General features: G+C 62.3%; 32 protein-coding genes and 2 tRNA genes. 13 read left to right on the forward strand and 21 right to left on the reverse strand.

The genetic code is table 11. From position 1 onward, the window contains the following. Positions 1 to 317: 317 nt before the first annotated feature. Entirely contained in the window at positions 318 to 1,223 is a 906-nt protein-coding gene (locus tag N436_RS07850) for a LysR family transcriptional regulator (RefSeq protein ID WP_105946661.1), read from the reverse strand. A gap of 100 nt (positions 1,224 to 1,323) precedes the next feature. Here N436_RS07850 and N436_RS07855 point away from each other — a divergent pair, with 100 nt between their 5' ends. Beyond that, positions 1,324 to 2,085 (forward strand): TSUP family transporter, encoded by a 762-nt coding sequence (locus tag N436_RS07855; protein ID WP_016711449.1) that lies wholly within the window; start codon positions 1,324 to 1,326, stop codon positions 2,083 to 2,085. A gap of 1 nt (position 2,086) precedes the next feature. On the opposite strand, the gene N436_RS07860 is transcribed toward N436_RS07855, so the two are convergent. The 4 genes from N436_RS07860 to N436_RS07875 all read right to left on the reverse strand — a co-directional run bounded on the left by N436_RS07860 (position 2,087) and on the right by N436_RS07875 (position 6,271). Then, positions 2,087 to 3,511, reverse strand: a complete 1,425-nt coding sequence (locus tag N436_RS07860; protein ID WP_105946662.1) for a GGDEF domain-containing protein — start codon at positions 3,509 to 3,511, stop codon at positions 2,087 to 2,089. A 137-nt stretch (positions 3,512 to 3,648) separates the two neighbouring features. Then, the gene (locus N436_RS07865; RefSeq protein WP_110740744.1) at positions 3,649 to 5,478 is read right to left on the reverse strand and encodes an SLC13 family permease; all 1,830 of its coding nucleotides are present in this window, start codon (positions 5,476 to 5,478) and stop codon (positions 3,649 to 3,651) included. A gap of 138 nt (positions 5,479 to 5,616) precedes the next feature. Beyond that, positions 5,617 to 6,006 (reverse strand): glycine zipper domain-containing protein, encoded by a 390-nt coding sequence (locus N436_RS07870; protein WP_025753699.1) that lies wholly within the window; start codon positions 6,004 to 6,006, stop codon positions 5,617 to 5,619. Between the two features lie 73 nt (positions 6,007 to 6,079). After that, entirely contained in the window at positions 6,080 to 6,271 is a 192-nt protein-coding gene (locus N436_RS07875) for a hypothetical protein (protein ID WP_016711445.1), read from the reverse strand. A 224-nt stretch (positions 6,272 to 6,495) separates the two neighbouring features. Here N436_RS07875 and N436_RS07880 point away from each other — a divergent pair, with 224 nt between their 5' ends. The 3 genes from N436_RS07880 (at position 6,496) to N436_RS07890 (ending at position 9,125) form a co-directional block, all read left to right on the forward strand. Beyond that, positions 6,496 to 7,656: a GGDEF domain-containing protein gene (locus N436_RS07880; RefSeq protein ID WP_105946791.1), complete on the forward strand. Its 1,161-nt coding sequence runs from the start codon at positions 6,496 to 6,498 to the stop codon at positions 7,654 to 7,656. Positions 7,657 to 7,728: 72 nt separating this feature from the next. Next, positions 7,729 to 8,079, forward strand: a complete 351-nt coding sequence (locus N436_RS07885) for a hypothetical protein (RefSeq protein WP_110740745.1) — start codon at positions 7,729 to 7,731, stop codon at positions 8,077 to 8,079. A 224-nt stretch (positions 8,080 to 8,303) separates the two neighbouring features. Continuing rightward, a complete protein-coding gene (locus N436_RS07890) occupies positions 8,304 to 9,125 on the forward strand; it encodes a bifunctional 2-polyprenyl-6-hydroxyphenol methylase/3-demethylubiquinol 3-O-methyltransferase UbiG (RefSeq protein ID WP_110740746.1) in 822 nt (273 codons plus the stop codon). Here the strand turns inward: N436_RS07890 and N436_RS07895 are convergent, their stop codons facing one another. From N436_RS07895 to N436_RS07910, 4 genes are all read right to left on the reverse strand, one after another. Further along, complete coding sequence (locus N436_RS07895) at positions 9,126 to 9,893, reverse strand: SDR family oxidoreductase (protein ID WP_110740747.1); 768 nt, start codon at positions 9,891 to 9,893, stop codon at positions 9,126 to 9,128. A 36-nt stretch (positions 9,894 to 9,929) separates the two neighbouring features. Further along, the gene (locus tag N436_RS07900; protein ID WP_110740748.1) at positions 9,930 to 10,997 is read right to left on the reverse strand and encodes a phosphotransferase family protein; all 1,068 of its coding nucleotides are present in this window, start codon (positions 10,995 to 10,997) and stop codon (positions 9,930 to 9,932) included. Between the two features lie 184 nt (positions 10,998 to 11,181). Beyond that, positions 11,182 to 11,499, reverse strand: a complete 318-nt coding sequence (locus N436_RS07905) for an SCP2 sterol-binding domain-containing protein (RefSeq protein ID WP_016487959.1) — start codon at positions 11,497 to 11,499, stop codon at positions 11,182 to 11,184. A gap of 57 nt (positions 11,500 to 11,556) precedes the next feature. Next, a complete protein-coding gene (locus N436_RS07910; protein ID WP_110740749.1) occupies positions 11,557 to 12,267 on the reverse strand; it encodes a histidine phosphatase family protein in 711 nt (236 codons plus the stop codon). A gap of 197 nt (positions 12,268 to 12,464) precedes the next feature. On the opposite strand from N436_RS07910, the gene sohB reads away from it, so the two are divergent. Then, entirely contained in the window at positions 12,465 to 13,484 is a 1,020-nt protein-coding gene (sohB, locus tag N436_RS07915) for a protease SohB (protein ID WP_110740750.1), read from the forward strand. A 154-nt stretch (positions 13,485 to 13,638) separates the two neighbouring features. Next, positions 13,639 to 13,712 (forward strand) — tRNA-Cys (locus N436_RS07920). A gap of 79 nt (positions 13,713 to 13,791) precedes the next feature. On the opposite strand, the gene N436_RS28685 is transcribed toward N436_RS07920, so the two are convergent. From N436_RS28685 to adhP, 3 genes are all read right to left on the reverse strand, one after another. Next, a complete protein-coding gene (locus tag N436_RS28685; RefSeq protein ID WP_081717231.1) occupies positions 13,792 to 14,028 on the reverse strand; it encodes a hypothetical protein in 237 nt (78 codons plus the stop codon). A gap of 276 nt (positions 14,029 to 14,304) precedes the next feature. After that, entirely contained in the window at positions 14,305 to 14,511 is a 207-nt protein-coding gene (locus tag N436_RS07930; protein ID WP_105946792.1) for a DUF6434 domain-containing protein, read from the reverse strand. 90 nt (positions 14,512 to 14,601) lie between these two features. Beyond that, entirely contained in the window at positions 14,602 to 15,612 is a 1,011-nt protein-coding gene (gene adhP, locus N436_RS07935) for an alcohol dehydrogenase AdhP (RefSeq protein ID WP_105946670.1), read from the reverse strand. A 158-nt stretch (positions 15,613 to 15,770) separates the two neighbouring features. On the opposite strand from adhP, the gene N436_RS07940 reads away from it, so the two are divergent. After that, on the forward strand, positions 15,771 to 16,184 hold the full coding sequence (locus N436_RS07940; RefSeq protein WP_105946671.1) for a DUF3224 domain-containing protein: 414 nt from the start codon (positions 15,771 to 15,773) through the stop codon (positions 16,182 to 16,184). 290 nt (positions 16,185 to 16,474) lie between these two features. Beyond that, positions 16,475 to 16,672 (forward strand): hypothetical protein, encoded by a 198-nt coding sequence (locus tag N436_RS07945; RefSeq protein WP_105946672.1) that lies wholly within the window; start codon positions 16,475 to 16,477, stop codon positions 16,670 to 16,672. Position 16,673: 1 nt separating this feature from the next. Here N436_RS07945 and N436_RS07950 read toward each other — a convergent pair whose 3' ends face one another. Continuing rightward, positions 16,674 to 17,087, reverse strand: coding sequence for a DoxX family protein (locus tag N436_RS07950; RefSeq protein ID WP_016711429.1), 414 nt, complete (start codon positions 17,085 to 17,087; stop codon positions 16,674 to 16,676). A gap of 104 nt (positions 17,088 to 17,191) precedes the next feature. Continuing rightward, positions 17,192 to 17,276: transfer RNA gene (locus N436_RS07955), tRNA-Leu, on the reverse strand. Between the two features lie 201 nt (positions 17,277 to 17,477). On the opposite strand from N436_RS07955, the gene N436_RS07960 reads away from it, so the two are divergent. From N436_RS07960 to N436_RS07975, 4 genes are all read left to right on the forward strand, one after another. Then, positions 17,478 to 17,753 carry a hypothetical protein gene (locus N436_RS07960; protein ID WP_110740751.1) on the forward strand — a complete coding sequence of 92 codons (276 nt, stop codon included), beginning with the start codon at positions 17,478 to 17,480 and terminating at the stop codon, positions 17,751 to 17,753. 84 nt (positions 17,754 to 17,837) lie between these two features. Further along, a complete protein-coding gene (locus N436_RS07965) occupies positions 17,838 to 18,998 on the forward strand; it encodes a nitrogen regulation protein NR(II) (protein WP_105946674.1) in 1,161 nt (386 codons plus the stop codon). A gap of 5 nt (positions 18,999 to 19,003) precedes the next feature. Then, positions 19,004 to 20,449 (forward strand): ATPase domain-containing protein, encoded by a 1,446-nt coding sequence (locus N436_RS07970; protein WP_110740752.1) that lies wholly within the window; start codon positions 19,004 to 19,006, stop codon positions 20,447 to 20,449. Positions 20,450 to 20,461: 12 nt separating this feature from the next. Continuing rightward, the gene (locus N436_RS07975) at positions 20,462 to 20,815 is read left to right on the forward strand and encodes a response regulator (protein WP_105946676.1); all 354 of its coding nucleotides are present in this window, start codon (positions 20,462 to 20,464) and stop codon (positions 20,813 to 20,815) included. 45 nt (positions 20,816 to 20,860) lie between these two features. On the opposite strand, the gene csrA is transcribed toward N436_RS07975, so the two are convergent. The 7 genes from csrA to N436_RS08005 form a co-directional block, all read right to left on the reverse strand. Then, on the reverse strand, positions 20,861 to 21,058 hold the full coding sequence (gene csrA / locus N436_RS07980; protein ID WP_004375914.1) for a carbon storage regulator CsrA: 198 nt from the start codon (positions 21,056 to 21,058) through the stop codon (positions 20,861 to 20,863). Positions 21,059 to 21,380: 322 nt separating this feature from the next. Further along, positions 21,381 to 22,472, reverse strand: coding sequence for a molybdenum ABC transporter ATP-binding protein (gene modC / locus N436_RS07985; protein ID WP_105946677.1), 1,092 nt, complete (start codon positions 22,470 to 22,472; stop codon positions 21,381 to 21,383). 1 nt (position 22,473) lies between these two features. Continuing rightward, positions 22,474 to 23,154, reverse strand: a complete 681-nt coding sequence (modB, locus tag N436_RS07990; protein ID WP_016487935.1) for a molybdate ABC transporter permease subunit — start codon at positions 23,152 to 23,154, stop codon at positions 22,474 to 22,476. Then, positions 23,154 to 23,912: a molybdate ABC transporter substrate-binding protein gene (gene modA / locus N436_RS07995; protein ID WP_110740753.1), complete on the reverse strand. Its 759-nt coding sequence runs from the start codon at positions 23,910 to 23,912 to the stop codon at positions 23,154 to 23,156. The genes modB and modA overlap by 1 nt, the downstream gene beginning before the upstream one ends. Positions 23,913 to 24,000: 88 nt before the next feature. Then, positions 24,001 to 25,077 carry a nitronate monooxygenase family protein gene (locus N436_RS08000; RefSeq protein WP_110740754.1) on the reverse strand — a complete coding sequence of 359 codons (1,077 nt, stop codon included), beginning with the start codon at positions 25,075 to 25,077 and terminating at the stop codon, positions 24,001 to 24,003. A 51-nt stretch (positions 25,078 to 25,128) separates the two neighbouring features. Beyond that, entirely contained in the window at positions 25,129 to 25,299 is a 171-nt protein-coding gene (locus N436_RS28545; RefSeq protein ID WP_012051910.1) for a hypothetical protein, read from the reverse strand. Between the two features lie 7 nt (positions 25,300 to 25,306). Next, entirely contained in the window at positions 25,307 to 25,609 is a 303-nt protein-coding gene (locus N436_RS08005) for a DUF1883 domain-containing protein (RefSeq protein WP_003250918.1), read from the reverse strand. A 159-nt stretch (positions 25,610 to 25,768) separates the two neighbouring features. Here N436_RS08005 and N436_RS08010 point away from each other — a divergent pair, with 159 nt between their 5' ends. After that, the gene (locus N436_RS08010) at positions 25,769 to 26,128 is read left to right on the forward strand and encodes a hypothetical protein (RefSeq protein WP_110740755.1); all 360 of its coding nucleotides are present in this window, start codon (positions 25,769 to 25,771) and stop codon (positions 26,126 to 26,128) included. Positions 26,129 to 26,148 lie beyond the last annotated feature (20 nt).

Genomic DNA, 26,148 nt, shown 5'->3' on the forward strand with positions numbered 1-26,148 from the left:
AAGCTGAATCTGTAACCGTATCAGCCCAAGGCCGAGAATATGCCCATTCCCGCATCACAACTGTAGAGGTTCCAATGGGCAAGCTGGCGCTATTCCTGGGTGGTTTTCTGCTACTGACCATTCTGATTGGTCTTCTTGGCACGATTCCGCCAAGCTGAGGTTCAACGTTTACCCGCGCATGGGATAAGTCATTCTTTGCGCTGGGAAATCTGTCCACAAAAAACGTGGGTAGGTCTGTGGATAAAGTGCTGTAAGCCAAGCCCACGGCGGGCTCTGTTAAATTGAGCAGAAATTGAACAGCCGTTTCAGTGGCTGTTTCATTGGGCCATGCCGGCTCGGCGCAGGGCCGCCAGCAAGTCACGTACCCGTGCCGGCAGCTCGCCGGCAGGGTAAAGCGCATGCATCTGCGGGTCCTGGCCGCTGCTGGAGGTCAGGCGGTACTGCGGGCACACCCGCACCAGACGCCCGGTTTTGACCTGCGCTTCGCCAACCCAGGCGGCCAGGCGGGCGATACCGGCACCGGCCAGGGTGCTGTGGTACACCGCATCACCCGAACCCAGGCGCAGCCTGGGCCTGGGGCGCAGGCTGGTGATCTGGCCCTCGCGGCAGAAATGCCAGGCCTTGAGGATGCGTGGCGCGGTATGCAGGATCAGCGTATGCCCCTCCAGGTCTTCCGGGTGTTGCGGTGTGCCGGCCTGGCCCAGGTAGGCGGGGCTGGCATACAGGTGGCGCTGATAGGGCCAAAGCGGGTAGCCGATCAGCTCGCTTGATTGGGGGAAGGCGCCGCGCACCACGAAATCGAATTTGCCTTGCAGTGGGTCGAGGGCTTCGTCGCTGTACTGCACGTCCAGGGTCACTTGCGGGTGGCAGCGAGAAAACTCGGCAAGCACCTGCGGCAACACATGCTCCCCCAGCAACTGCGGCACGGCAAAGCGGATCCAGCCCTGGGCACTGCCGCTGAGCGCGGCCAGTTCGTCGGCTGCATCGCGTTGCACATCCAGCAAGCGTTCGGCGTGCGGCAACAGTCGCTCGCCGGCTTCGGTCAAGGTCACGGCGTTGGCGTTGCGGTTGAGCAGCTTGCTTCCGGCGTTGTCTTCCAGGGTTTGCACAGCTCGGGTAACTGCGCTGGGAGAACGCCCCAATGCGCGGGCAGCGGCGACGAAGCTGCGCTTGTGTGCCACGCTGACGAACGCCTGGATTTCCCGCAGCATGTCCAATGCCATCGCCTGCTCCTTGTTGCAGTTTTCGCAATATGGCATTTCAACACAAGCACGGTACTTTGATTAGCCTTGCAGGCGTCTTCTCTGCCTCTGGGCCTGCATCATGATGGATATCGCTGTACTTTCCGTGTTCGCTTTTGCCGCTGGGCTGATCGATGCCGCCGTGGGGGGCGGTGGGCTGATCCAGATCCCGGCCTTGTTCAATGTGCTGCCCACCGCACAGCCAGCGGCATTGCTCGGCAGCAACAAGCTGGCGTCGGTGTGCGGCACGGCCTTCGCGGCGCGGTCGTTTATCCGCAAGGTGACGCTGGACTGGGGGCTGATCGTTCCCGCTGCACTCAGCGCCTTTGTCATGTCGTTCGCCGGTGCCGCCACGGTGTCGCTGGTGCCGCCCAGCGTGATGCGCCCGGCGGTGCTGGTGCTGATCGTGCTGATGGCCATCTACACCTTCTGCAAGAAAGACTTCGGCACCCTGCACAAGCCTGCGCAAATCGGCCGCAAGGAGCAGTGCCTGGCGGTGCTGATCGGCGGTGCGATCGGCTTTTACGACGGCCTGTTCGGCCCGGGCACCGGTAGCTTCCTGATCTTCCTGTTCATCCGCTTCTTTGCCCTGGACTTCCTGCACGCCTCGGCGTCGGCCAAGGTGGTGAACATCGCCACCAACCTGGCGGCACTGGTGTTCTTCGTGCCGACGGGCAACGTGTTGTATGCCATCGCCCTGCCCATGGCGGTGTGCAACATCCTGGGCGCGCTGACCGGTACCTGGCTGGCAGTGCGCAAGGGCGCCGGCTTTGTCCGCGGGTTGTTCCTGGTGCTGTTGTGCGTGCTGATCGCCAAGCTGTCGTGGGACTTGCTGGCCGGTTGACTCAGATCACCTGGCGCTGCGCCTCGGCCTGCTCGACGCGATTGCGGCCATGGGCCTTGGCCCGGTACAGCGCCTGGTCGGCGCTTGCCAGCAGCGCGTCCAGGCTGGGGGCCGGGCGGTCGGCGTCGCAGCCGGCCAGGCCGATACTGACGGTAATTTGCAGGCGCTGGTCGGCCTGCACCACATGCAGGTCCTGTACGGCGCGGCGCAGGCGTTCGGCGGTGAACTTGGCCCGTTCTGGCGCAAGGCCCGGGAGAATGACGACGAACTCCTCGCCACCCAGGCGCGCGAGCAGTTCATCGTTGTGCAACTGGTCTTGCAAGGTGCTGGCGAACTGGCGCAGCACCTGGTCACCGACCGCGTGGCCGTGGGCATCGTTGATCGACTTGAAATGGTCGATGTCCAGCATCATCAGGGTCAGCGGCAGCGCCTGGGCATGCTGTTGGCGGCTGTCCAGCAACGCGTTGGCACGGCGGGTAAAGGCACTGCGGGTGAGCACGCCGGTAAGGTGGTCGATGGTCGCCTGGTGCGCCAGGCGGGCCATCAGGCTGCGGTTGGCCTGGCTGACGCAGGCCACCACCAGCGGGCCAAGCACCAGCATGGCGATGCCCAGGCGCGCCGACATCAGCGTGGTCACCCCTGGCTCGCTTTGCGGCACGCTAAAGTGCATGAGGTTTTGCGCCACCGCCACAATCAAGGTGCTGCCGGCGGTGAGTGCCAGCAGCGAAACCATGAAGGGCGAGTAGGTCCAGGCACACCACAGCAAGGCGGCAATCGGGAAGGCAATGGCCCCGGGGCCGCCAAAGGCAATGCTGAACGCCAGCGAGGCCAGCAGCACCAGCAGCGGTGCCAGGCGGATGGCCTGGGCACCACCGCGCACCAAGGCCCGCACCGAGGGCGCAGTCAGCAGCACCGGCAGCACCAGCACGCTGGTCGAGAACTGTTCGCTGAACCAGGCCAGCCAAGTGGCGCGCAACGATTGTTGGAACCAGGGTGCGGCCATCGCCGCCGCCATGCTGGCCGCCACCATGGCGCCAGCGGCGCAGGCGGCAAATACGCTGAGTACGCCGTGCGGGGTACGCATGCGTCGGTGCAGGCGCGGCAAGCGCGACAGCAATTGCCAGAGGGTTACCACCACGCCCAGGTTGCACAGGTTGAACCACAGGGCCGGGGCCCAGGCGCTGCCGCACAGCAGGTCGGCACCGACCATGGCCAGCCACACGAGGCCAAAGCCGGTAAGCGTGGCCTGGCGAGGGTAGCGCAGCAGTACACCGGCCAATACGGCATTCACCGGCCAGAACAGCGACAGCGATTCGATCGGGCGTGCCAGGATGCCGCCCAGGGTGAGGGCAAAGGTCAGGCAGAGCAGAACGACGTAAGGCAACAAGCGCGATTGGGCAGCAAAAACCATGGGCTCGACCGGCAAGCGGAAACGAAATCCAGGACAACGCCTTGAAGCACCTGGGGCAATGACCCGCAGTGTGTTTCGTCAGGGCAGTTGATGTCAATCTGCCGCGATCGGTCGAGATAATGCCAAATTGCCTTCATTCCTCGATTGTGTCGTCACAGCCCGAAGAACCACGGCACCATCAACACGGTCACCAGCATCACCAGCAGGGTGAATGGTACGCCGATTTTGACGAAGTCGGCGAAACGGTACTGCCCCGGGCCCAGCACCAGCGTATTGACCGGCGATGACACCGGCGTCATGAACGCCGCCGATGCAGCCAACGCCACGGTCATGGCGAACGGGTAGGGCGACATCCCCAGCTGTGCTGCGGTACTGACAGCCACCGGCGCCATCAGCACCGCAGTGGCCGTATTGGAAATGAACAGGCCAATCACCGCGGTGACGGCAAACAGGCAGGCGAGAATGGCACTGGGGCCGGCCCCCCCCAGCACGCTGACCAGCCCGCTCACCGCCAGGTCGATGCCGCCGGTTTTCTGCAGCGCCTGGGCAAAGGGCAGCATGCCGACGATCAGCACCAGGCTTTGCCAATGAATGGCCCGATAAGCGCTGTTCATGTCGATGCAACGGCCGGCGCCCATCAGCAGGCAGCCGATCAGCGCGGCCATGACATTGGGCACGGCACCGCTGACCATCAGCCCGACCATCACCGCCAGGCTCAGCAGCGCTTGCGGCGCGCGGGTGCGGGCGGGGGCCACCTGGTCGATTTCGGCAGGCAGGCTCAGCACCAGGAAGTCCCTGGGCTTGCTTTGCAGCTGGCGTACGGCCTTCCACGGGCCGACCACCAGCAGCGTGTCGCCAAGGCGCAGCTTTTCTTCCACCAGTTGGTCTTCGATCGCTGCCTGCTCGCGGCGCAGGCCGACCACGTTGAGGTCGAAGCGGGTACGGAAGGCCAGTTCGAGAATGCTCTTGCCAATCAGCTGCGACCCCGGTGGTAGGGAGACCTCGGCCATGCCCAGTTCCTGGGACTGGTCGATGAAATAGGCGGCCTTGAAGTGAAGTGGCTCCAGTTGCATGGTCTGGCACAGGCTGCGCAGGTCGTCGCGGTTGGCGAACAGGTCGAGCAGCAGCACGTCGCCCTGGTGCAGCACGGTGCTGGAGTCGGCAGCCATCACCCGCGTGGTGAACTTGTGCTGGCGTTCGATGCCGATCACGTTGGCGCCGTGCCGGGTACGCAGTTCCAGTTCGCCGAGGGTGTGGCCGATCAGCGGCGAGTGGGGGCGGATGCGCAGGCGCCGTTCGCGGCCGTTGAGCTTGTAGTCCAGCACCAGGTCCAGCAGTGTCCGGCGGGTTTCCACGCGGCCGTCCTTGCGCACTTCGCCGTTGAGCCAGTGGCGGGTCAGCAGCATGTAGCCGATGCCCAGCACCAGCACCACCAGGCCAAACGGGGTAAAGCTGAAGAAGCTGAAACCGGCTTCGCCATTGCGCACCAGCTCGCTGTGCACCACCACGTTGGGCGGTGTGGCCACCAGGCTGAGCATGCCGCTGATCAGGCCGGCGAACGCCAGCGGCATCATCAGGCGGCTGGGCGAGAGTTTCAGGCGTGCGGCAATACTGAGCACCACCGGGATGAAGATGGCCACCACGCCGGTGGAGCTCATGATCGAGCCCAGCCCGGCCACCGCCACCATCAGCAGCACCAGCAGGCGTGCCTCGCTGTTGCCGGCCCGCTCGCTCATCCATTCGCCGATGCGGTAGGCAATGCCGGTACGCACCAGGCCTTCGCCAATCACGAACAGGGCGGCGATCAGCACCACGTTGGGGTCGCTGAAGCCGGCCAGGGCCTGCTCGACGGTGAGGATGCCCAGTAGCGGCAGGGCGAGAATCACCAGCAGTGCGACCACGTCCATGCGCGGGCGGTTGATGACGAACAGGAGGATGACGATGGCCAGCAGGCCGAGGACCCAGAGCAGCTCTTGGTTCATGGGGAGGGGGTGTTCCTTCACACAGGGGCACGATAGACAGTAGCAGCCAGTGTGCCAGCTTGTGATGAAGGGGGTGTTGATGTGCTGCAGGGTTTGCCAAACAAAAGGGGCCGCATTGCGGCCCCTGGGGTCACCGGATCAGTGACGGTGACGGCGGTGCTTTTTGCTGCCGTTATTGTCGCCCAGGTGGTTGCCGATGGCACCACCGGCCGCGCCGCCCAGGCCGGCACCGACGGTAGAGCCGGTCTTGCCGCCCACCGCGCCGCCCAGCAGCGAGCCGCCGGCCGAGCCCAGGCCACCGCCGATGGCGGCTTCGGTACGGTTGCCCTTGCGTGCACCTACCGCACTGCCGGCTGCGCCGCCGAGGCCCGCGCCGATGGCCGCCCCGGTCTTGCCACCGATCGATTGACCGACAACGTTACCCAGGGCACCACCCAGGCCACCGCCAATGGCGGCAGTACCGTCACCGGCGAAAGCGCCCTGGCACAGCAGCAGGCCGAGGGCAAGGGAAGGCAGAGTCAGACGCATGATACGAACCTCAAAGGAATCATCAGGTTAAGGTGCCGCGCAACGGGCGGCGGGTCAGGGGTGCAAAGACGCTTCAGCGGTAGTAGCGGTCACCGCGATACTGGCGATTGTCATCGTCATCATCGTCGCGGTCATGGCGATGGTGGTGCCGATGGTCACGGTCGCGGTCACGCCAGCCATCGTCGTCGTCATGGTAGCGATGGCTATGGCAGCCTGCGGTCAGCAGGACAACAGCAACCAGCGAAAGGCTTGCAAGGCGGGTCATCACGATATAGGTCCTTGATCCGCAATGGTTTACAGGGCACTTGCTGAGACTGGGAATGATCCATTTGGTTTCCCTGGCAGGCAAAAATTTGTCGCGCCAGTGATGAGCGGCGTGCTTGTGGGCTGCTGTTCTGTCCCATTCGGTCATGGTCGAGCCGGTAATGCCCCTCTAGACTGTGGGGTAAGCCGCAGGCAAGACGGCAATTTGCCACACAGTGAATCATGATGATCGCCCATACCCCCACGTTGTTCGCCGCCGTTGCCTTGGTTGCAACCATTCTGGCCTTCTGCCTGTTGCTGGTCGGGCGCAGTAACCGCCGTGACAACCTTTTACTCACGGGGTGCGGGTTGCTGGTGCATGCCCTGGCCTATGTCTGCTACACCGTCTATGCCCAGGCCCCGCTGTGGCTCAGCTATGGCCTGGGCAACAGCCTGTTGTCGCTGGCCCTGGCGTTCTATACGGCCAGCCTGTTCCGGGTGCGTCAGCAGGTGGTGCCTTGGCGCAGTATCTTCATTATCCCGGCGTGCATGCTGGTGGGGTTGATGCTGCTGCTCGATACGGTGGAGCCACGTATGCTGCTGGCAACGCTGGTGCTGATGCTGCAGTGTTCGATGATTCTGTACTGGGCGCGACGCTATGCCGAGCGGCCGGGCAAGGCCCACTTGCTGCTGCAGATCGGTGCGTTGATCAGCCTGGTCGGCCTGGGCATGCGTGTGGTGGCGGTGGCCAATGGCACGGCGGTGGAGTTGCGCTATGACACCAGCAACCTCAAGCAGAGCATTTCCGTGGCGATTGGCACAGCCACGGTGATGATGTATTCGATCGGGCTGGTGTTGATGGCCAAGGAGCGCAGCGAATCCCGCTTGCAGCACCTGGCCCTGCACGATGTGCTGACCGGCACGCTGAACCGCAGGGCGATCCTTGAGCGCTTTGCCGTGGAACTGGACCAGGCTCGCCAGCAGCAGGGCAGCCTCGCTGTCGCGATGATCGACATCGACCATTTCAAACGCATCAACGACCTGTATGGGCACCTGGCAGGTGACGAGGTGCTGTGCCATTGCGTGCGCCAGTTGCAACAGCGGCTGCGCCAAGGTGACTGCCTGGGCCGTTATGGTGGTGAGGAGTTCCTGTTGCTGCTGCCGGGCGCTGACCGCAGCGGGGCGATGGCTGCGCTGCAAGGGCTGCGTGAGGCCATTGCGCGCAACCCGGCGAGTTTTGCCGGTGACCAGATCGAACTGCGCTTCAGCGTTGGCTTGTGGTGCGGCGTGCCTGGGCTCAAAGACAGCACCGCCAGCCTGTTGGCCCAGGCTGACGCAGCGCTTTACCAGGCCAAGGCCGCCGGGCGCAATACGGTGCATATGGCGGCAATGGCCGAAGCGGGTTGAGTGCGAACAAGCATTCACGCGTGATGCCGGCCAGTGCTAGAGTCGCGTTCTTTTTTACCCTGAGGATGGAACATGCGTGCGATTCTGCCGATGGCCGCAGCACTGATGCTGGTCGGTTGTGCTTCTGCGACCATGGAGACGGCCCGCGGCGGCAAGCCGACGGCGCAGCTCGATTCGCACAAGACGCCAGAGCTGGTGGCCCAGTGCATTCAGTTCAGCTGGCAGGAAGAGAAGGTGTTCGGCGACGATGCCAGTGGCTATTTGGAGCCGCGCAAGCAGGGCGGGTTCACCGTGTATACCCGCGAAGCCGAAGCGTTCGTGGATGTTTACCCGCAGGCGGGTGGGGCGCGGGTTGACTATTACGCACAGAAAAATGACGGCGTGGCATTGCAGCGCCGGGCGGCAGCGGCTACCTGTTTGTAAGCTTGGAGTGGCCTGTTCTGGCCTCATCGCCGGCAAGCCGGCTCCCACAGGTGTTGCGCAAACCTTCAGCATTGTGCGAACCCTGTGGGAGCTGGCTTGCCGGCGATGGGCTGCAGAGCAGCCCCAGCGGCGCGAGCGGGGCTTTACAATTTTTAGCAAGGCAGTTGTGTCACAAGACGCGTGGTGACGGCTAGCATGGGCCGTTACCACTCAAGGACGACACCATGGATCGCTCACTGCAACTCAACCGTGCCAGCTGGGACGAACGCGCTCCGCTACATGCTGCCTCCAAGGACTACGAAGTCGAGCTTCTGGTCCAGCGCCCCGGGCACCTTTCCGAAACCGTCCGCTTCGACCTGCCATTGCTAGGCGATATCAATGGGCTGAACGCTGTTCACCTGCAGTGCCACATCGGTACCGACACCCTCTCGCTGGCGCGCCTTGGGGCCAAGGTCTGCGGCCTGGACTATTCCGCAGCCTCGTTGGCCGAGGCGCGTGCACTGGCCGAGCGTTGTGCGGTGCCGATCGATTATGTCGAGTCCGACGTCTATGCTGCCGACAAGGTGCTTCCGGCAGGCACGTTCGACCTGGTTTATACCGGTATCGGCGCACTGTGCTGGTTGCCCAGCATCGAGCCGTGGGCGCGTACGGTGGCAGCACTGTTGAAACCAGGCGGGCGGCTATTCCTGCGCGATGGGCACCCGATGCTGATGGCGGTCAACGAAGACCATCAGGACCGCCTGCAGCTCGAATACCCGTATTTCGAGCACGAAGCGCCGACGGTGTGGCACAACGACCAGACCTACGTCGAAACCGACCAGCGCCTTGCCCACACCGAAACCCATGAATGGAACCACGGCCTGGGCGAAGTGGTGACTGCCTTGCTGGCGCATGGGCTGCAACTGACGGCACTGGTCGAGCACCAGAGCATCCCCTGGGAGGCGCTGCCGGGGCAGATGGTCAAGGGCAGCGACGGTGAGTATCGCTTGCGCGAGCAGCCCGCACGGCTGCCCTTGAGCTACACCTTGGTGGCAATCAAGGCTTGATCAGGACAGGTAGCCGCCGTCTACATTGAGTGCCGTGCCGGTGGTGTAGCTGGACGCATCGCTGGCCAGGTACAACACTGCGCCTGCCATTTCCTTTGGGTCGGCCACACGCTTGAGCGGGATCTGCTGCAGTGCGGCGTTCAGGATGGCGTCGTTTTTCACCAGTGCCGAGGCGAACCTGGTGTCGGTCAGGCCCGGCAACAGGGCGTTGCAGCGAATGCCAAACTGGGCGCACTCCTTGGCGAAGACCTTGGTCATGTTGATGACCGCCGCCTTGGTTACCGAATAGATCCCCTGGAAGTGGCCGGGCGACACACCGTTGATGGATGCCACGTTGATGATGCTGCCGCCGCCGTGCTCGCGCATCAGCTTGCCGGCTTCCACCGACATGAAGAAATAGCCGCGGATGTTCACGTCCACGGTCTTCTGGAAGGCATTCGGGTCGGTGTCCAGGACGTTGCAGAACTGCGGGTTGGTGGCGGCGTTGTTGACCAGCACGTCCAGGCGACCGAACTGGTCGCGAATACCGGCGAACACCTGTTGGATCTGCTCCAGTTCACCGATGTGGCAGGCTACTGCCGTGGCCTTGCCGCCGGCGGCGATGATGGCGTCGGCCACCTGCTGGCAACCGTCGAGCTTGCGGCTGGAAACGATCACATGGGCCCCTTGCTGTGCCAGCAAGTGGGCGATGGCCTCGCCAATGCCACGGCTGGCACCGGAAACGAAAGCAATCTTGCCGTCGAGGTCGAACAGGTGGGTCTTGGACATGCTGTTTTCCTTGTTATCCGTCGTCGTGGTCGGTGCTCAGAGGCTGGACTTGGCAATGACCTGCAAGGTCATCTGTTCCAGCAAACGGTTCATGTGGATGAACTGGGCGAAGCGCTTGTCCTGGGTCTGGCCGTGGTAGTAGCGGTAGTAGATTTGCTGGACGATGCCGGCCAGGCGGAACAGGCCATAGCAATAGTAGTAATCGAAGTTGTCGAGCTGGATGCCCGCACGCTCGGCGTAGTAATCGACGAACTGGCGACGGGTAAGCATGCCTGGTGCATTGCTCGGCTGGCGGCGCATCAGTTGCACCGGTGCCGGATCGTCTGCCTCGATCCAGTAGGCAAGGCTGTTGCCCAGGTCCATCAGTGGGTCACCCAGGGTGGCCATTTCCCAGTCCAGTACCCCGATGATGCGCATGGGGTTGTCGGCGTCGAGGATCACGTTGTCGAAGCGGTAATCGTTGTGCACGATGCCGGGCTTCGGGTGGTCGGCGGGCATCTTGTCGTGCAGCCAGGCGGTCACCTGCTCCCAGCGCGGGGCATTCGGGGTCAGGGCTTTTTCGTAGCGGCTGGTCCAGCCCTCGATCTGGCGCTGCACATAACCTTCCGGCTTGCCCAGGTCGGCCAGGCCGCAGGCGTTGTAGTCCACTTGGTGCAGCTCGACCAGGCGGTCGATGAAGCTTTTGCACAGGGCCTCGGTGCGGCTGGCGTCCAGGTTCAGTTCGGCGGGGATATCCGAGCGCAGGATGATGCCCTTGACCCGCTCCATCACGTAGAACTCACCGCCGATCAGGCTGCTGTCGGTGCAGTGCACATAGGCCTTGGGGCAGTAGGGGAAGCCGCTGTTCAGCTGGTTGAGGATGCGGAACTCGCGGCCCATGTCGTGGGCCGACTTGGCTTTCTGCCCGAACGGTGGGCGGCGCAGCACGAAGTCGCGGCCCGGGTAGCTGACCAGGTAGGTGAGGTTGGAGGCGCCACCCGGGAACTGGCTGATGCTGGGCAGGCCATCCAGGCCGGGGATATTGGCCTTGAGGTAAGGGTCGATGACGGCCGCGTCGAGTTCTTCGCCGGGGCGTACCTGGGTGGACTGGTCGGTGAGCGTCATGCGTTTTCCTTATTCTCGATCGCAAGGACTATTGGCTAATCTAATGGCCTGCCCAGGCTGGAACAAGCGTGCCAGGTGCCATATAGGTGCGGGTGTTGCCGGTGGATCACTGCACCGAATGCCGGGCAAAAAAAAACCGAAGCCGCGAGGGCTTCGGTTTTCGGTCATTCGGTATCCCCAACCCTCAGGACGGGAACAGCTCGCTGAGTTTCATCGACAGCATCATGTCGCCTTCAACGCGCAGCTTGCCGCCCATGAAGGCCTGCATGCCGTCGGTTTCGCCGCTGACGATACCCTTCAGGGTTTCGCTGTCCATTACCAGGGTGCAGTTGGCATCCGGGTTTTCGCCTTCCTGCAGGTCGCAGGTGCCGTCTTTGACGATCAGCGCGTACTGCTTGCCTTCGTCGGTGATGTTGAAGCCGAACACCAGGTCCAGGCCGGCGGCAGCGGATGGGTTGAACTTCTCTTGCATCTTTTTGACGGCATCAGCTACGGAGGTCATGGCGCATTCCTTATAGAGTGATTTACACGTCCCCGCAGGGACACAACAAAGCCGGGCTTATCGGTAGGTGACAAACTCCGGCGCCCTCAACAGCTGCACATGGGCTTGGCTGTTGAAGGAAGCCAGTGCCACGTCGCGGCCGCGGAACTTCAGCTGGCTGAGCGACGTGTTGATGATCTGCCAGTTCAGCGCGAACGCCTGGCTGGGGGTGATACGGGTAACCAGGTGGAGCAGGGCGGCAATGGTACCGCCCGAGGTAAAAATGGCGATATTGTCGCCGCTGTCGGCGGTATCCAGTACGCGTTGCAGCCCACCCTGTACGCGGGCAGTAAAAGCGTGCCAGGTTTCCAGGCCGTCGTCGGCATGCTCCCCGTCGTGCCAGCGCTGTACCATCAAGGCGAACAGGCGCTGGAACTCGCTGCGGTGCTGCGCAGCATTGCGCAGGATGTGCAGGGCGTTTGGCTCTTGCGGCAGCAGCCCGGGCAACAGGGCACGGATGACGCCGTCGGCATCGAACTCATTGAACGCCGCGTCGGTCTCAACCGCTGGCACCGGGCAACCGTTGGCCTGCAAGGCCTCCAGGGCAAGGTGCGCGGTATCCTGCTGGCGGCGCAGGTCGCCTGCCACGCAACGGTCCAGCCGCACACCCAGTTGGGCAAGGTGCTCACCCAGGGCCTGGCTCTGGCGCACGCCCACGGGGGAGAGGACGTCGTAGTCATCGGCACCGAAGGAGGCTTGGCCATGTCGGATCAGGTAGAGGTTGCCCACGAAAGGTTCCGGCCTGTTGGAGGTTGTTGCGAGGTTAGGATGCGGCACACGGGCTGTCAACGAAAAAACATACAAGCGTTTGAAAAGGTTGTTTGAAAGATGTTGCCAGCGTTTGCACCGGCTGGCAGCACCTCGGGTGCAACGGTATGCTTGCAACAGTTACGCGCCGCCGTGGCGCAGGTATTTAAGGAGTCAACGTGGAGTTTCTTGCCGAATACGCAAGCTTTCTCGCCAAAACCGCCACCCTGGTCATCGCCATCCTGGTGGTGCTGTCAGCCATCGCCGGGCTGCGCGGCAAGGGGCGGCGCAAACCGGGTGGGCAATTGCAGGTCACCCGCCTGAACGAGTTCTACAAGGACCTGCGCGAGCGCCTGGAGTCTGGCCTGCTGGACAAGGCCCAGCTCAAGGCCTTGCGCAAGCAGCAGGCCAAGGTGGAAAAACAGCAGAAGAAGGGCAAGGCCGAGGAAAAGGGCCGGGTCTTCGTGCTGGATTTCGATGGCGACATCAAGGCCTCGGCCACTGAAAGCCTGCGTAACGAAATCACCGCGCTACTGACCCTCGCCACCCCGCGTGACGAAGTGGTGCTGCGCCTGGAGAGTGGCGGTGGCCTGGTGCACAGCTACGGCCTGGCAGCGTCGCAGCTGGCGCGCATTCGTCAGGCTGGCATCCCACTGACCGTGTGCATCGACAAGGTGGCCGCCAGCGGTGGTTACATGATGGCCTGCATCGGCGAGAAGATTGTCAGTGCGCCGTTCGCCGTGCTGGGTTCGATCGGCGTGGTGGCGCAGCTGCCCAACGTCAACCGCCTGTTGAAGAAGCATGACATCGACTTCGAAGTGCTGACGGCTGGCGAGTACAAACGTACCCTCACCGTGTTTGGCGAAAACACCGAGAAGGGCCGGGAGAAGTTCCAGGAAGACCTGGACATCACCCACCAGCTGTTCAAGGACTTCGTTGCACGCTACCGCCCACAGTTGCACATTGATGAAGTGGCCACCGGCGAAGTCTGGCTCGGGGTTGCGGCCCTCAACCGAAAGCTGGTGGACGAACTGCAGACCAGCGACGAATACCTCAGCGAGCGTGCGCGCACTGCCAACCTGTTCCACCTGCACTATGCCGAACGCAAGAGCCTGCAGGAACGCATCGGCATGGCGGCCAGCGGCACGGTGGAGAACACGGTGGTAGGTTTGTGGAGTAAACTCGGGCGTCTGCGCTAACACCTTGAACCCGTTGAAATTTTTTTTCGTTCAGGGGGTTGCAAGGTTAAAGGAATGAAGACATAATGGCGCCCATCGAAACGCAGCAAACTTTGAAAAAGGTTCAGCGTTTCAAGGAGATAGCAAAGCGCAAGCAGCTAGATCCGACCTTTGAGGCCGAGTAGCAAAGTGGTTATGCTCCGGATTGCAAATCCGTCTACGCCGGTTCGATTCCGACCTCGGCCTCCACCATTCGAAAACCCCGCAGATTAACGTCTGCGGGGTTTTTATTTGCGCGCTGGAAAATCTGATCGTTTCCGCTTGGGCGCTAGCCTTCAGGCAAGGTTACGCCACAGACAAAATCACGCGACCCCAGGCGATGCGAGCCGAACTCCACGACGTAACCTTCCCCTCGGCGCTTTGCCTCCGCTTCGGCCGTCTTCTGATCGGCATAGACATCGACGAAATGCCAGGGATGCCTGTCTCTCAGAACGCCCCATCCCAGAACCCAGCCCGCTCTGGAAGGATCTGGCGGTAGATGCTTGGCCAAGCTTCGAATCGACATGCCCATCTCCTCCTGTGTACAGGCCCGATGCTGCATCTTGAGCACTTATCTTGAACCGCGCCACCCATACGCGGGTCATCAGAAGGGAGGGTGGTAATGACGCCCCGGTTCCCTCACCACGTATTGAAATGTTCGCGAGCTAAAGTTGAGCTCAAGCCCATTCCACCAGCGAGGTTGTCAGGAAATGGATTATTCCAGCATGGTTGAAGCGTTGGACAAGATGTTGGAGAAAGCGGCTGTAACGCAGGCATGCGCGCAGGCACCCGCCAATGAAAGTCAGCGATGCATCCGTAACCATTCATCCGCGACGTCGCCCATAGTGGACGGCGTACCGCTCTTGATCCACGCCATGAAGGCTCGGTCGAACTTGAATGCCTGGCCACACTCGTCGAGCAGAAACTGACGTACCTTCTGCGTGTTGCGGTAGTGCTTGTCCAGGGGCGTGGTGCGGGTAATCGGCCCGGCGTGCCAGTCGAAGCTCATGGTCTGTTCCTTGACTATGAAAAAGGGCAAAAGCCCGTGAATGATCATCCACGGGCTTTGGGTCGTTCGAAATGATCGGCCTTCAGGCTATCAACCTTCGAACTGGATCACCATGCGGCCTTTGATCTTGCCTTCCAGCATCTCGTCGAAGATCTGGTTGATGTCCTCGATCGGCCGCAGGGTTACCTTGGGCACTACTTTGCCTTCAGCGGCAAACTGGAAGGCCTCTTGCAGGTCTTGCCGTGTGCCGACCAACGAGCCAACCACTTCGATCCCGTCCAGCACCAGGCGGGGGATATTCAGGTCCATGGACTCTGACGGAAGCCCGACGGCAACCAGGCGGCCGCCTGCGCGCAGCGCATCTACAGCTGAGTTGAATGCACCTTTGGCAACGGCCGTCACCACAGCGGCATGGGCGCCCCCGGTCTTGGCCTGGATGACCTTCGCTGCGTCTTCGGTGCGTGAGTTGATCACCAGGTCGGCGCCCATTTCGCTGGCGAAGCGCAGTTGCTCTTCGTTGACGTCAATGGCGATCACTTTGGCGTTGAACACGTTCTTGGCATATTGCAGCGCCAGGTTGCCCAGCCCGCCGAGGCCGTAGATGGCGATCCATTGGCCAGGGCGGATGTTGGAGATTTTTACCGCCTTGTAGGTGGTTACGCCGGCGCAGGTAACGCTGCTGGCAGCGGCGGAGTCGAGGCCGTCAGGTACTTTGACCGAATAGTCGGCTTTGACGATGCAGGCTTCTGCCATGCCGCCGTCCACGGTGTACCCGGAGTTCTTCACTTCGCGGCACAGGGTTTCGTTGCCGCTGGTGCAATAGTCGCAATGCCCGCACCCCTGATAAAACCATGCCACGCTGGCACGGTCGCCCGGCTTGAGCGAGGTAACGCCCGGCCCGACTTCCTGGACCACGCCGATGCCTTCATGGCCCAGCACGATGCCGGTCTTGTCACCGAAGTCGCCATTTTTCACATGCAGGTCGGTGTGGCACACACCGCAGCATTGCATCTTCAGCAGCGCTTCACCGTGTTCGAGGGGGCGCAGGGTTTTCTCAACCACATCCACGCGACGGCCTGGCGCAACAACAGCAGCTTTCATAAGAGCCTCCGTGTCTATCCGAGTGAGCTTGGGTTATCGCTGGGTTAGCATAGCCCTTGCGTGGCCGGGCAAAACTGCTTCAGGTCATGATCGCCGGCATAAGCCGGAACATCAGCAGAAATCGCGAAACATCTCGAACATGGATGGAGGTAGCCCTTATGGAAGCATCAGCCACTTTTTCTACCAGCAATTTCAAACCCGTCAGCGTAAGCCTTGAGCCTCGGGTCGAAACGGGTTTGCCAGTCTCCATCAGCACCATGGAAAAACGGTATTCAGGCGCCATCGAGGGCACGTCCTCGACAGTATTCACGGCGGCATTCAATCAAGCGACCAGAACCGGGAGCTACATCGCGATTGAAAGCTTCAAGGGCGCAGTGAACGGGAGGCAGGGTGCGTTCAACTTCATTCACTCTGCATCTACGAGCGGTACGGATCGTGCGGACGAGTTCTTCAGCATTGTCGCTGGCAGTGGTACGGATGAGTTGGCAGGGATCACCGGGGCGGGCGGTATCGCTATCGAAGCGGATGGCACGCACCGCATCTGGCTGAGTTATCAGTTCCAGCAAGGCTAGCTGCGGGCGCCACAAAAAGAAAAGCCCGCGGCAATGATGCGGCGGGCTGCAAGAACGTACGGAGCAGGGTCAGTGTGCCCATCCGTTTGTCAGTATTTCGTGAAGCGCAGGTCATGAGGCTGTCATGTGCGCAACACCATAAAAAAGCCCGCCATGAGCGGCGGGCAAAAGACGTTTGAAGGGAGAGCCTGCAGGTTGCGCCCGGCTGGTTAACCCAGGATTAAGTGGCAACGCATTGACCTCGGAACCTGATCAGCCTATACAGGCCTGCCATCACGCCAGGAGCCAGCATGCACGACGAAGACGACCTGCACGAACCCGAACACGATCACCTGCTCGACCATGAGTTTCTCTACGACGACATGGAGCACGAGGCAGATGCCCAGGGCGCCGAGGATGAAGTGGAAGAAGACGAGGAAACGCTGGATGACCTCGATGACGAGGAGCGGGATCACCCAGCCTGGTTCGACGATTGCGAAGACGACTGACCTAGCGGCCGTCCACCGAGAAGCGCCCTGGGCCGCTTACGGCCAGCAATAGCAGGCCGCCCATGATGGCGAGGTTTTTCAGGAACTGGGTCATGTTGGCACTGCGCTCAGGGTCGACCATGTTCCAGAACGGGTGGCCCAGCAGTGCCGTGCCCAGCACGAACAGTGCGAACAGGAACGCCAGCGGCCGGGTATAGAAGCCCAGGATCAGCAGGATGCCGACCACGAACTCCATGAGCACGGCAATCGCAGCCGCCAGCATGGGGGCAGGGGCACCCAGCGAGGTCATGTAGCCGACCGTGCCGTCAAAGCCGGTCAGCTTGGCCCAGCCAGACAAGACGAACAGGATCATCAGCAGCACGCGGGCTATCAGGATAATGATGTCGCGTTGGCCATCAAACAGGGAGTAGCGCATGGCGGCGTTCCAGTGGACGAGTACAAGCTCCACTCTAGCAGCTGCGCGAGACATTGCCGGCAGGCAGCAAAAAGGCGCCGCAAGGGCGCCTTTTCAACGAAGTTTGGTGCGAGTGGCGGGACTCGAACCCGCAAGGCTCACGCCGACAGATTTTAAGTCTGCTGTGTATACCAATTCCACCACACTCGCACGCTTGAAGGGGTCGTAACGACCGGCTCGCTTCTAAGCAGAAGGGCTTCGCAATCAAGCGCGCTTTATAACCCATTGTTATAGTTGAGTCAACTGCAGCACCTATGATCAACAGAATGAAGGGTCGAGCGAACGGATAATTGACACCTTGCTGTCATTACGCCACTGTTGCCCTTTTATTGGATCCAAGAGTATGCGGCGATGACTCAGTCCGACGCTTGCGAGCGTGTCGTGCGCCCACGGCTGTTCTGGCGGCTGCTGTTTGCGCAGGTGATCGTGTTGGGGGCTTTTCTCTACCTCAGCCTGGTCAGCCTGGGTGTTTACCTGCTGATGTTGGGGTTCGATGCCGAACATCCTCAACCGCAGCGGCTGATGGCCCTGGCAGGTGGCGGGGTTATCATGCTGGTTGGCGTGTGGCTGCTGAAAGTCGCCATGCCGCGACGCATCAGCCCGATACTGGTCGAGCCTGAACGGTGACTTTCGGTAGCCGCACGGCTGCCTGTCGCCGGGCGTGTTCGGCTAAGCTCATTTTGTTCCTCCCGCTGTGCCAGTGGAGCTTGCATGGTTTCAGCTGACTGCCCCGACCACCCCGTCATGCCTGCCCACCGCTACGAGCAGCTGGTTCAGTCGGTGGTGGACTACGCCATCTACATGCTTGACCCAGCCGGCCATGTGGTGTCGTGGAATGCCGGTGCGCAACGGATCAAGGGTTACCGCGCCGATGAAGTGATCGGCAAGCATTTCTCGCTGTTCTTCACGCCGCAGGACTGTGCCGACGGCCGCCCGGAGCGCTTGTTGCGCCAGGCGCTGGAGCAAGGTGTAGCGCAGGATGAAGGGTGGCGTGTGCGCAAGGATGGTACACAGTTCTGGGCCTTGGCGGCGCTGGACGTGATCCGCGACGACCAGGGCCAGATCATCGGCCTGGCCAAAGTTACCCGGGACATCACCGACCGCCGCGAGTCGGCGATGCAACTGGACGCGGTGCGCGCCCAGCTGTTCCAGGCACAGAAACTGGAGGCCCTCGGCCAACTGACTGGCGGGCTGGCGCATGACTTCAACAACATGCTGACCATCATCATCAGTTCGGCGCGCCTGGCGATAGCCACCCAGGACCCGGCGCGTGCCCAGCGCATGCTGCAGCATATTCTTGATGCCGGGCAGCGAGGCACTGAACTGACCCAGCAACTGCTCAGCTTTGCCCGCCACCGAAAACTCGATGTGGCGTGTGTAGCGCCAGCAGACCTTGTAGCGGCCACGCGTGGGCTCCTGGAACATGCCCTGCCCAGTTCGGTTGACCTGCAGGTGCAGTTGCAGGCGGACTTGCCGCTGATCGAAGTGGATGCCGGGCAATTGCAGATGGTGCTGCTGAACCTGTTGTTCAACGCCCGCGATGCCATCGCAGGGGAGGGCCGGATAGGCTTGACGGCCGAAGTAGTTGAGCTGGCGGGCGAAGTGGAAGGGTTGCAAGGCCGTTTCGTGCGCTTTGTGGTGGAAGACAGCGGCGAAGGCATTGCGCCTGAGGTATTGCCACGCATCTTCGAGCCGTTCTTCACGACCAAGCCTTTCGGCAAGGGCACTGGCTTGGGCCTTAGCCAGGTATATGGTTTTGCCAGGCAGAGCGGCGGCGCCATTTTTGTCGACAGCGAGCCCGGCCACGGAACTTCCATGCAACTTTACTTGCCAACGTATCAGGACAAGACCCACAGCAATCTCGACAGGTGAGCATCATGGCGCAGGCACTCAGGCGGCTGGTGACGGGTATCGAAGGGCTCGATGCCTTGCTCAAGGGTGGCTTGGTAGCCGGTGCCTCCTACATCATTCAGGGCCCGCCGGGCGCGGGCAAGACCATTCTCGCCAACCAGCTGGCCTGCGGCCATGTACGCGGCGGTGGCCGGGTGCTGGTGGCCACCTTGCTGAGCGAGTCGCATGAGCGGCTGTTCCAGTACCTGGGCACGCTGGACTTCTTCGAGCCTGCGCTGGTCGGCGACCAGATCCAGTTCGTCAGTGCCTTCGATACCCTTGAGCAGGAAGGGCTGGATGCCGTTGTGCGGCTGCTGCGCCAGGAAATTGCCCGGCAGCAGGCCAGCTTGCTGATCGTCGACGGTGTACTGAATGCCCGGGTGCGCGCGGAAACTGCGCTGGATACCAAGAAGTTCGTCTCCGAGCTGCAGGGTCATGCGGCCTTCGCCGGCTGCACGGTGCTGCTGCTCACCAGCGCACGGCTGGACGAGGGCAGCCCGGAGCACACCATGGTCGATGGCGTGATCGAGTTGGGTGAGCAACTGGTGGGCAGCCGCGCCGTGCGCCATATCCAGCTGCGAAAGACGCGCGGCAGCGGGGCGTTGTCGGGGCGCCATGAGTGCCTTATCGATGAAAGCGGCACGCATGTCTACCCTCGCCTTGAGGCGTTGTTCAGCCACCCCAGCCAGATGGGCAGCGCCATCCCTGCACGCATCAGCAGCGGCGTGCCAAGCCTGGATGAGATGCTCGACGGTGGCCTGTCCACGGGGTCGGTCAGCTTGCTGATCGGGCCTTCGGGTATTGGCAAGACATCCTTGGGGCTGGCCTTTCTGGGGACCAGTACTGCGCAAGCGCCGGGGCTGCATTTCGGCTTCTACGAAACACCCGAACGCCTGCGTAGCAAGGCTGCATCACTGGGTTACGACTTTGCAGCGATGGAGCAGGCCGGCAGCCTGCAGCTGTGCTGGCAACCGACCACCGAAGGCTTGCTGGACCAGGTCGGGGCGCGTCTGCTCGAACGTGTCGAGGCGCAGGGCAGCAAGCGCGTGCTGATTGACAGCCTCGGGGCGTTCAGCCGACTGGCTGTCGACCCGGCGCGTCTCAATGCATTTTTCCGCGCCTTGACCGGTGAACTTCGCGCGCGTGATGTGAGCGTGATGCTGACCTGGGAAATGCGCGATATCTTCGGCTCGGAAATCAGCGCCCCGGCCCCGGACCTGTCGAGCATCGTCGACAACCTGATGCTGATGCGCTTCGTCGAGCTGGATTCGCAGCTGCGGCGCATGCTGTCGATCCTCAAGGTGCGTGACAGTCACCATGACCCTGCTTTGCACGAGCTGTTGATCGGGCCGCAAGGCATTACCCTACGCAAGGCGTTCGAAGGCGCCTGTGGCGTGCTCTCGGGAACGCCGGTGCCGCAAGGGGGCGGGTGACGGAGCAGGCCCATGAACACCATCCTGATCGTCGATGACGAGTACCTGATTGCCGATATCCTCGGTTTTGCCCTGGAGGACGAAGGCTACCTGGTGGAAAAGGCGAGCAACGGCTGCAAGGCGCTGGAAGCGCTCAAGGAGAAGCGTGTTCAGCTGGTCATCACCGATTACATGATGCCGCTGCTAAACGGTGAAGAGCTGGTGCGCTCGATGCGTGAAGACCCGGCCTTGAGCGAGTTGCCGGTCATCCTCATGAGCGGCGCGCAGGCCAACCAGGGATGCCCGGAACTGTTCGCCGCCGTGTTCGACAAACCGTTCGACATGGACTGTATGATCGCCAAGGTGCACGAACTGCTCGGCACCTGAGGCGTGGGGCGATCAAGCGCGTCCGTGCGGCTTGAGGCAGGTCGCTCAGTGCGAGTCGTCGTGCTTTTCCGGGGCTGGGCTGCCGGCCTGGATGCGCTTGAAGATTTCTTCGCGATGAACCTGAACATCTTTCGGTGCATCGATCCCGATCCTCACCTGCATCCCTTTGACGCCCAGAATGGTGACTTTGATGTCATCGTTGATGACGATGCTTTCGCCAACCTTGCGGGTGAGTATCAGCATGTAGTTCTCCTTGGTGATGTAAAAGACCGCCGGGCTAATTGCCGTGGCGGCGGGAGCGGGTCCCTCTTCCTTCTCATTAAAGACGCTTTCGGCGGATAGTAATTCCCCGACAGACAAATTCTGTTGCGAGTCTTCAGTTGCAGGTGCCGAAGCAAACCGTCAGCGGTTTGTCGGTCAAGGTGCTCGGTGGCAAGAATAGGGGGCTTGGCGGCCAATGGGAAATTTCTTCGCATCATGAGGTGAATAGACAGGCTTAATGGTCATCCTGTTCCTCAAGTGCCTGCAGAAATACCAGCAACGCCACTTCTTGGAGGCCAGTTTCTCAGCCCAACAGGGCCACCGACTTGATCTGGGCAAACAGCGCCTGGCCCGTGTGCAGGCCGAGCTGGTCTGCCGAGAAGCGGGTGATGCGGGCGAGCAAGGCATTGCCGCCGGCATCCAGGCTCACCAGCACATGGGCCGGGTTATCGGCCGGGCGGCTTTCGCGCACACGCACCGGCAGGCGGTTGAGAATGCTCGATGTGCTGTCAGCCGTCAGCGCCAGGCTGACGTCCCGGGCCTGCACCTTTACCCGCAGGGTACTGCCCATCACATGTGCCGGGTGGGCGATGCGCAACAGCGGCGCGCCGCTGCCGGGCAGACGCAGGTCGAGCAGGTCGTAGTGCGGGTCATGCCCCACCACCATGCCTTCGAAGACGACGCCGGCATCCTCGCCCTGGGCCAATGACAGGTCCAGGCGTGCCAGGGTTTCGCCGATCGGGCCGCTGGCCACCGCCTGGCCTTGCTCCAGCAGCACCAGATGGTCGGCCAGGCGTGCCACTTCATCCTGGGCGTGGCTGACATACACCAGTGGAATGTCCAGTTCGTCGTGCAGGCGCTCCAGGTAAGGCAGGATCTCGCGCTTGCGCGGCCCGTCCAGGGCCGCCAGGGGCTCGTCCATCAACAGCAGGCGCGGGCTGCTGAGCAGGGCGCGGGCAATGCCCACCCGCTGCGCTTCGCCGCCCGACAAGGTAGCGGGGCGGCGATCCAGCAGGTGGCCGATACCCAGTAGCTGGCAGGCCTGGTCGAGGCTGACCTTGCGTTCGGCAGCGGCCACCCGGCGCCAGCCGAACTCAAGGTTGCCGCGCACTGACAAGTGCGGGAACAGACTGGCCTCCTGGAACACATAGCCAACCGGGCGCAGGTGCGGTGCCTGAAAGTAACCGCGGGCGCTGTCCTCCCAGACTTCGCCGTTAACCTCGATGTAGGCGCTGGCGGCCCGTTCCAGCCCGGCCAGGCAGCGCAGGCAGCTGGTCTTGCCAGAGCCCGAGTGGCCGAACAGCGCGCTGATGCCGCGCCCCGGAAGGTGCAGGTCGACGTCCAGGGTAAAGTCGTCGCGCGCCAGGTTCAGGCGCGCCACAATCGATGCGGTCATTTCAGCTCCAGCCAGCTTTGCCGCGGCGTCCGGCGTACAGCAGGAGCAGCACCAAGAAAGAGAACACCAGCATGGCACCGGCCAGCCAGTGGGCTTGCGAATACTCCATGGCCTCGACGTGATCGAAGATCTGCACCGAAACCACGCGGGTCTTGTCGGGGATGTTGCCACCAATCATCAGCACCACGCCAAACTCGCCCACGGTGTGGGCAAAGCCAAGAATGCTGGCGGTGACGAAGCCAGGCCGGGCCAGTGGCAGCACCACATGCACGAAGGTGTCCCACGGGCTGGCGCGCAGGGTGGCAGCGACTTCCAGTGGACGCTGGCCGATCGCACCAAAGGCATTTTGCAACGGCTGCACCACGAACGGCATGGAATACACCGTCGAACCGATCACCAGGCCCGTGAAGCTGAACACCACGCTGCCCAGGCCAAGCGCCTGGGTAGCCTGACCGAGCCAGCCGTGCGGGCCGAGGGCGATCAGCAGGTAAAAGCCGATCACCGTCGGTGGCAGCACCAGCGGCAGTGCCACCACCGCACCCACCGGCCCGCGCAGCCATGAGCGCGTGCGCGCCAGCCACCAGGCGATGGGTGTGCCGATAACCAGCAGGATCAGGGTGGTCAGGCTGGCCAGTTTAACGGTCAGCCAGATTGCCCCCAGGTCACTGGCATCCAGTGGCATCAGAGTTCATAGCCGTAGGACTTGATTACCGCTGCGGCTTTTGGGCCTTTCAGGTATTCGACCAGCGCCTTGGCGGCGGCGTTGTCCTTGCCTTTGTTGAGGATTACGGCGTCCTGGCGGATCGGGTCGTGCAGGTTGGCTGGCACAATCCAGGCCGAGCCGCTGGTCACCTTGCCGTCCTTGTAGATCTGCGACAGGGCGACGAAGCCCAGTTCGGCATTGCCGGTGGAGACGAACTGGAAGGCCTGGGTGATGTTCTGGCCTTCGACGATCTTGCCTTTGGTGGCTTCGGTGAGCTTCAGCTTGTCCAGCACCTGGGTGGCGGCCAGGCCGTAGGGTGCCGCTTTCGGGTTGGCGATCGACAGGTGTTGGTAGGTGTTTTTCTTCAGTACTTCGCCCTTGGCATCTACATAGCCTTCTTTGGCCGACCACAGGGCGAGGGTGCCGATGGCGTAGGTAAAGCGCGAACCGGGGACGATTTCTTTTTCGTCTTCAAGCTTTTTCGGGGTGGTGTCGTCAGCGGCGAGGAACACTTCGAACGGTGCGCCGTTCTTGATCTGGGCATAGAACTGCCCGGTGGCGCCGTAGGCCGCGACCAGCTTGTGGCCGGTGTCTTTCTCGAAGTCTTTGGCAATGGCCTGGATAGGGGCTGTGAAGTTGGCTGCGACCGCGACCTGAACCTCATCGGCCCAGGCAGTGTTGAAGGCGAACAGGCTGGCCAGGGCGGTCAAGGCCAGGTGGGACGGGCGGATACGCATGAAAACAACTCCTTGGGGTTATCGTTATGTCCTGAACTATATAGCGATAGGCCATTTGCCGGGAAGAGGGCCAGCCTGCTGAAGAAGCCTAACGATGAACCACGGCCAGTGCCTGTTCGGCAATCGCCCGGGTCAAATCCCCGGCCGGCATGTGCCGGCCCAGCCGCAGCGCCTGCCCCGACCACAAGTTGCTGAAATCACTGTTGCCCTGCGGCTCGGCAATCGCCCGCAGTGGCATCAATGCCCCACCCGCCAGCGGGAAGCGCGGTGCAAGCGCGCTCATCGGCCCCAGCTCACGCATGATGCGGTTGTTGATGCCACGCGCCGGGCGCCCGGTAAACAGGTTGGTCAACGCGGTGTCGCTGGCAGGGGCGCTGTCCAGGGCTTTGCGATGAGCCGGCGAAACCTTGGCCTCGGGGCAGAACAGGTAAGCGGTTCCGATCTGCACAGCCGAAGCGCCCAACGCCAGTGCCGCCACCAGGCCGCGGTGGTCACCGATACCGCCAGCGGCGATGACCGGCACACTGACCGCATCCACTACCTGCGGCACCAGGGCGAAGGTGCCGATCTGGCTGGTGATGTCATCGCTAAGGAACATGCCGCGGTGGCCGCCGGCTTCGTACCCCATGGCGATGACCGCGTCACAACCGTGGCGCTCTAGCCAAACCGCTTCTTCCACCGTGGTGGCGCTGGACAGTACCTTGGCACCACTGGCCTTCACCCGTTGCAGCAGTTCAGCTTGCGGCAGGCCGAAGTGAAAGCTGACCACTTCCGGGCGCAGTTGCTCGACCAGTTGGCAGCTTTGCTCATCGAACGGCGCACGGTTGGACACCGGCGTGGGTGCAGAGAAGTCGGCCCCCGTTTCACTGTAATAAGGCGCCAGGGCCTGCTTCCAGCGTACATCGCGCGCGCTGTCGGGCGCGGGTGGCTGGTGGCAGAAGAAGTTCAGGTTCAGCGGGCGGCCCGGGCAACCGGCGCGGAATGCGGCGATTTCCGCGCGTATCTGTTCGCCGGTAAGCATGGCGCAGGGCAGGGCGCCCAGCCCGCCTGCCAGGCCCACGGCGATGGCCATGGGCGAGCCTGTCGCACCGGCCATGGGGGCCTGGAGAATGGGCAGCTCGATGCCCAGCAGATCGAGGATTCGGCGGTCGGGCCAGTGGCTCATGCGGTTCTCCATGTGCGGGGCGGGCGGCGCTACAGGGGCTTGAAGCGAGTTTTACAAGGCCTTGCTGACCTGGATGTCGCTGATCTTCTCGGCGTCTTCGCCGTGGATCTTGCGCAGGGCTTCCAGGGCTTGCTCCTGAGAGGCATCCGGCATGAGTGCGAAGTCCCAGCGGCGCTGGCCGTCGAGCTTGTATTTGATGACGTACTTGATGGTCTGGGTCATGGGGGCCTTATCTGAGTTTCGACGACGAACGGCGGATGATCTTGATCTTGTGGGTCAGGGTCGGCTTGCGGGTGACCGAGATCGGGCGGGTGGTGACGGTATCGATGGTGATGTTCCAGAAGCCCGTGCTGGGTACGGTGATTTTCGCCGGGAACTTCTCGAAATGGCCGCCGTGGTAAGTGTGACGGCCGCCATTCTTGAAGCTGCGGAAGTTGGCGTCGTTCATCAGGCGGATATTGCAGCGCTGGGAGCACTCGATGACGACGATGTCGTCCTCGTTCAGGTGCTCGCGCTGGTGTACGAATTTCATGTGATGCTCCGCAAGGTTTGGATCTGCAAACGCAAACGATACCACGATGTGCCGTTACACTGCCGCGCTGTTCACCCGGCGCAGATAATTCTGCCAAAGCAGGGAGCAAAACCGCCCGGCTGTGGTCGAACCGAACTCTTGAAGGCAGAGGTGTTGCAAATGAAGTGGATGGTGGCCGCGTTAGCGGTGACGCTCGGGGGCTGCGTGAGCGTTACGGAGCTGGAGCAATCACGCGAAACGCTGGATGTGATTTCTGGCAAGAGCCCGCGTGAATATGCCGACTGCGTCAAGCAGAAGCTGGCCGATACCCGCGACCCGCTGACTGAAGAGCAGCGCGGTGACGGCCTGCGGCTGATCGTGCCGCAAAAACTCACGTCGGGTGCCGGGCCAGCGGCGCTTGTGGATATCGACAAGCGTGGCAGCGGTAGCAGCATCAAGCTGCGCGAGCGGCTGAACAACTTCCCCCTGCGCCTGGGCGATGTGCGTACCGCAGCCACCCAGTGCATCTCCGGAAATTGATCTGAGGCAACGGACCTTCC

The organism is Pseudomonas sp. RV120224-01b, assembly GCF_003208145.1.
GTDB classification, from domain to species: Bacteria; Pseudomonadota; Gammaproteobacteria; order Pseudomonadales; family Pseudomonadaceae; genus Aquipseudomonas; species Aquipseudomonas monteilii.

What these genes read in the sequence shown, in the direction of transcription:
- N436_RS07850 (WP_105946661.1), bottom strand. Translation starts at nt 1,223, where the DNA reads ATGGCATTGGACATGCTGCGGGAAATCCAGGCGTTCGTCAGCGTGGCA.
- N436_RS07855 (WP_016711449.1), top strand. Translation starts at nt 1,324, where the DNA reads ATGATGGATATCGCTGTACTTTCCGTGTTCGCTTTTGCCGCTGGGCTG.
- N436_RS07865 (WP_110740744.1), bottom strand. Translation starts at nt 5,478, where the DNA reads ATGAACCAAGAGCTGCTCTGGGTCCTCGGCCTGCTGGCCATCGTCATC.
- N436_RS07870 (WP_025753699.1), bottom strand. Translation starts at nt 6,006, where the DNA reads ATGCGTCTGACTCTGCCTTCCCTTGCCCTCGGCCTGCTGCTGTGCCAG.
- N436_RS07875 (WP_016711445.1), bottom strand. Translation starts at nt 6,271, where the DNA reads ATGACCCGCCTTGCAAGCCTTTCGCTGGTTGCTGTTGTCCTGCTGACC.
- N436_RS07880 (WP_105946791.1), top strand. Translation starts at nt 6,496, where the DNA reads ATGATCGCCCATACCCCCACGTTGTTCGCCGCCGTTGCCTTGGTTGCA.
- N436_RS07885 (WP_110740745.1), top strand. Translation starts at nt 7,729, where the DNA reads ATGCGTGCGATTCTGCCGATGGCCGCAGCACTGATGCTGGTCGGTTGT.
- N436_RS07890 (WP_110740746.1), top strand. Translation starts at nt 8,304, where the DNA reads ATGGATCGCTCACTGCAACTCAACCGTGCCAGCTGGGACGAACGCGCT.
- N436_RS07895 (WP_110740747.1), bottom strand. Translation starts at nt 9,893, where the DNA reads ATGTCCAAGACCCACCTGTTCGACCTCGACGGCAAGATTGCTTTCGTT.
- N436_RS07900 (WP_110740748.1), bottom strand. Translation starts at nt 10,997, where the DNA reads ATGACGCTCACCGACCAGTCCACCCAGGTACGCCCCGGCGAAGAACTC.
- N436_RS07905 (WP_016487959.1), bottom strand. Translation starts at nt 11,499, where the DNA reads ATGACCTCCGTAGCTGATGCCGTCAAAAAGATGCAAGAGAAGTTCAAC.
- N436_RS28685 (WP_081717231.1), bottom strand. Translation starts at nt 14,028, where the DNA reads ATGTCGATTCGAAGCTTGGCCAAGCATCTACCGCCAGATCCTTCCAGA.
- N436_RS07930 (WP_105946792.1), bottom strand. Translation starts at nt 14,511, where the DNA reads ATGAGCTTCGACTGGCACGCCGGGCCGATTACCCGCACCACGCCCCTG.
- adhP (WP_105946670.1), bottom strand. Translation starts at nt 15,612, where the DNA reads ATGAAAGCTGCTGTTGTTGCGCCAGGCCGTCGCGTGGATGTGGTTGAG.
- N436_RS07940 (WP_105946671.1), top strand. Translation starts at nt 15,771, where the DNA reads ATGGAAGCATCAGCCACTTTTTCTACCAGCAATTTCAAACCCGTCAGC.
- N436_RS07945 (WP_105946672.1), top strand. Translation starts at nt 16,475, where the DNA reads ATGCACGACGAAGACGACCTGCACGAACCCGAACACGATCACCTGCTC.
- N436_RS07950 (WP_016711429.1), bottom strand. Translation starts at nt 17,087, where the DNA reads ATGCGCTACTCCCTGTTTGATGGCCAACGCGACATCATTATCCTGATA.
- N436_RS07960 (WP_110740751.1), top strand. Translation starts at nt 17,478, where the DNA reads ATGACTCAGTCCGACGCTTGCGAGCGTGTCGTGCGCCCACGGCTGTTC.
- N436_RS07965 (WP_105946674.1), top strand. Translation starts at nt 17,838, where the DNA reads ATGGTTTCAGCTGACTGCCCCGACCACCCCGTCATGCCTGCCCACCGC.
- N436_RS07970 (WP_110740752.1), top strand. Translation starts at nt 19,004, where the DNA reads ATGGCGCAGGCACTCAGGCGGCTGGTGACGGGTATCGAAGGGCTCGAT.
- N436_RS07975 (WP_105946676.1), top strand. Translation starts at nt 20,462, where the DNA reads ATGAACACCATCCTGATCGTCGATGACGAGTACCTGATTGCCGATATC.
- csrA (WP_004375914.1), bottom strand. Translation starts at nt 21,058, where the DNA reads ATGCTGATACTCACCCGCAAGGTTGGCGAAAGCATCGTCATCAACGAT.
- modC (WP_105946677.1), bottom strand. Translation starts at nt 22,472, where the DNA reads ATGACCGCATCGATTGTGGCGCGCCTGAACCTGGCGCGCGACGACTTT.
- modB (WP_016487935.1), bottom strand. Translation starts at nt 23,154, where the DNA reads ATGCCACTGGATGCCAGTGACCTGGGGGCAATCTGGCTGACCGTTAAA.
- modA (WP_110740753.1), bottom strand. Translation starts at nt 23,912, where the DNA reads ATGCGTATCCGCCCGTCCCACCTGGCCTTGACCGCCCTGGCCAGCCTG.
- N436_RS08000 (WP_110740754.1), bottom strand. Translation starts at nt 25,077, where the DNA reads ATGAGCCACTGGCCCGACCGCCGAATCCTCGATCTGCTGGGCATCGAG.
- N436_RS28545 (WP_012051910.1), bottom strand. Translation starts at nt 25,299, where the DNA reads ATGACCCAGACCATCAAGTACGTCATCAAATACAAGCTCGACGGCCAG.
- N436_RS08005 (WP_003250918.1), bottom strand. Translation starts at nt 25,609, where the DNA reads ATGAAATTCGTACACCAGCGCGAGCACCTGAACGAGGACGACATCGTC.
- N436_RS08010 (WP_110740755.1), top strand. Translation starts at nt 25,769, where the DNA reads ATGAAGTGGATGGTGGCCGCGTTAGCGGTGACGCTCGGGGGCTGCGTG.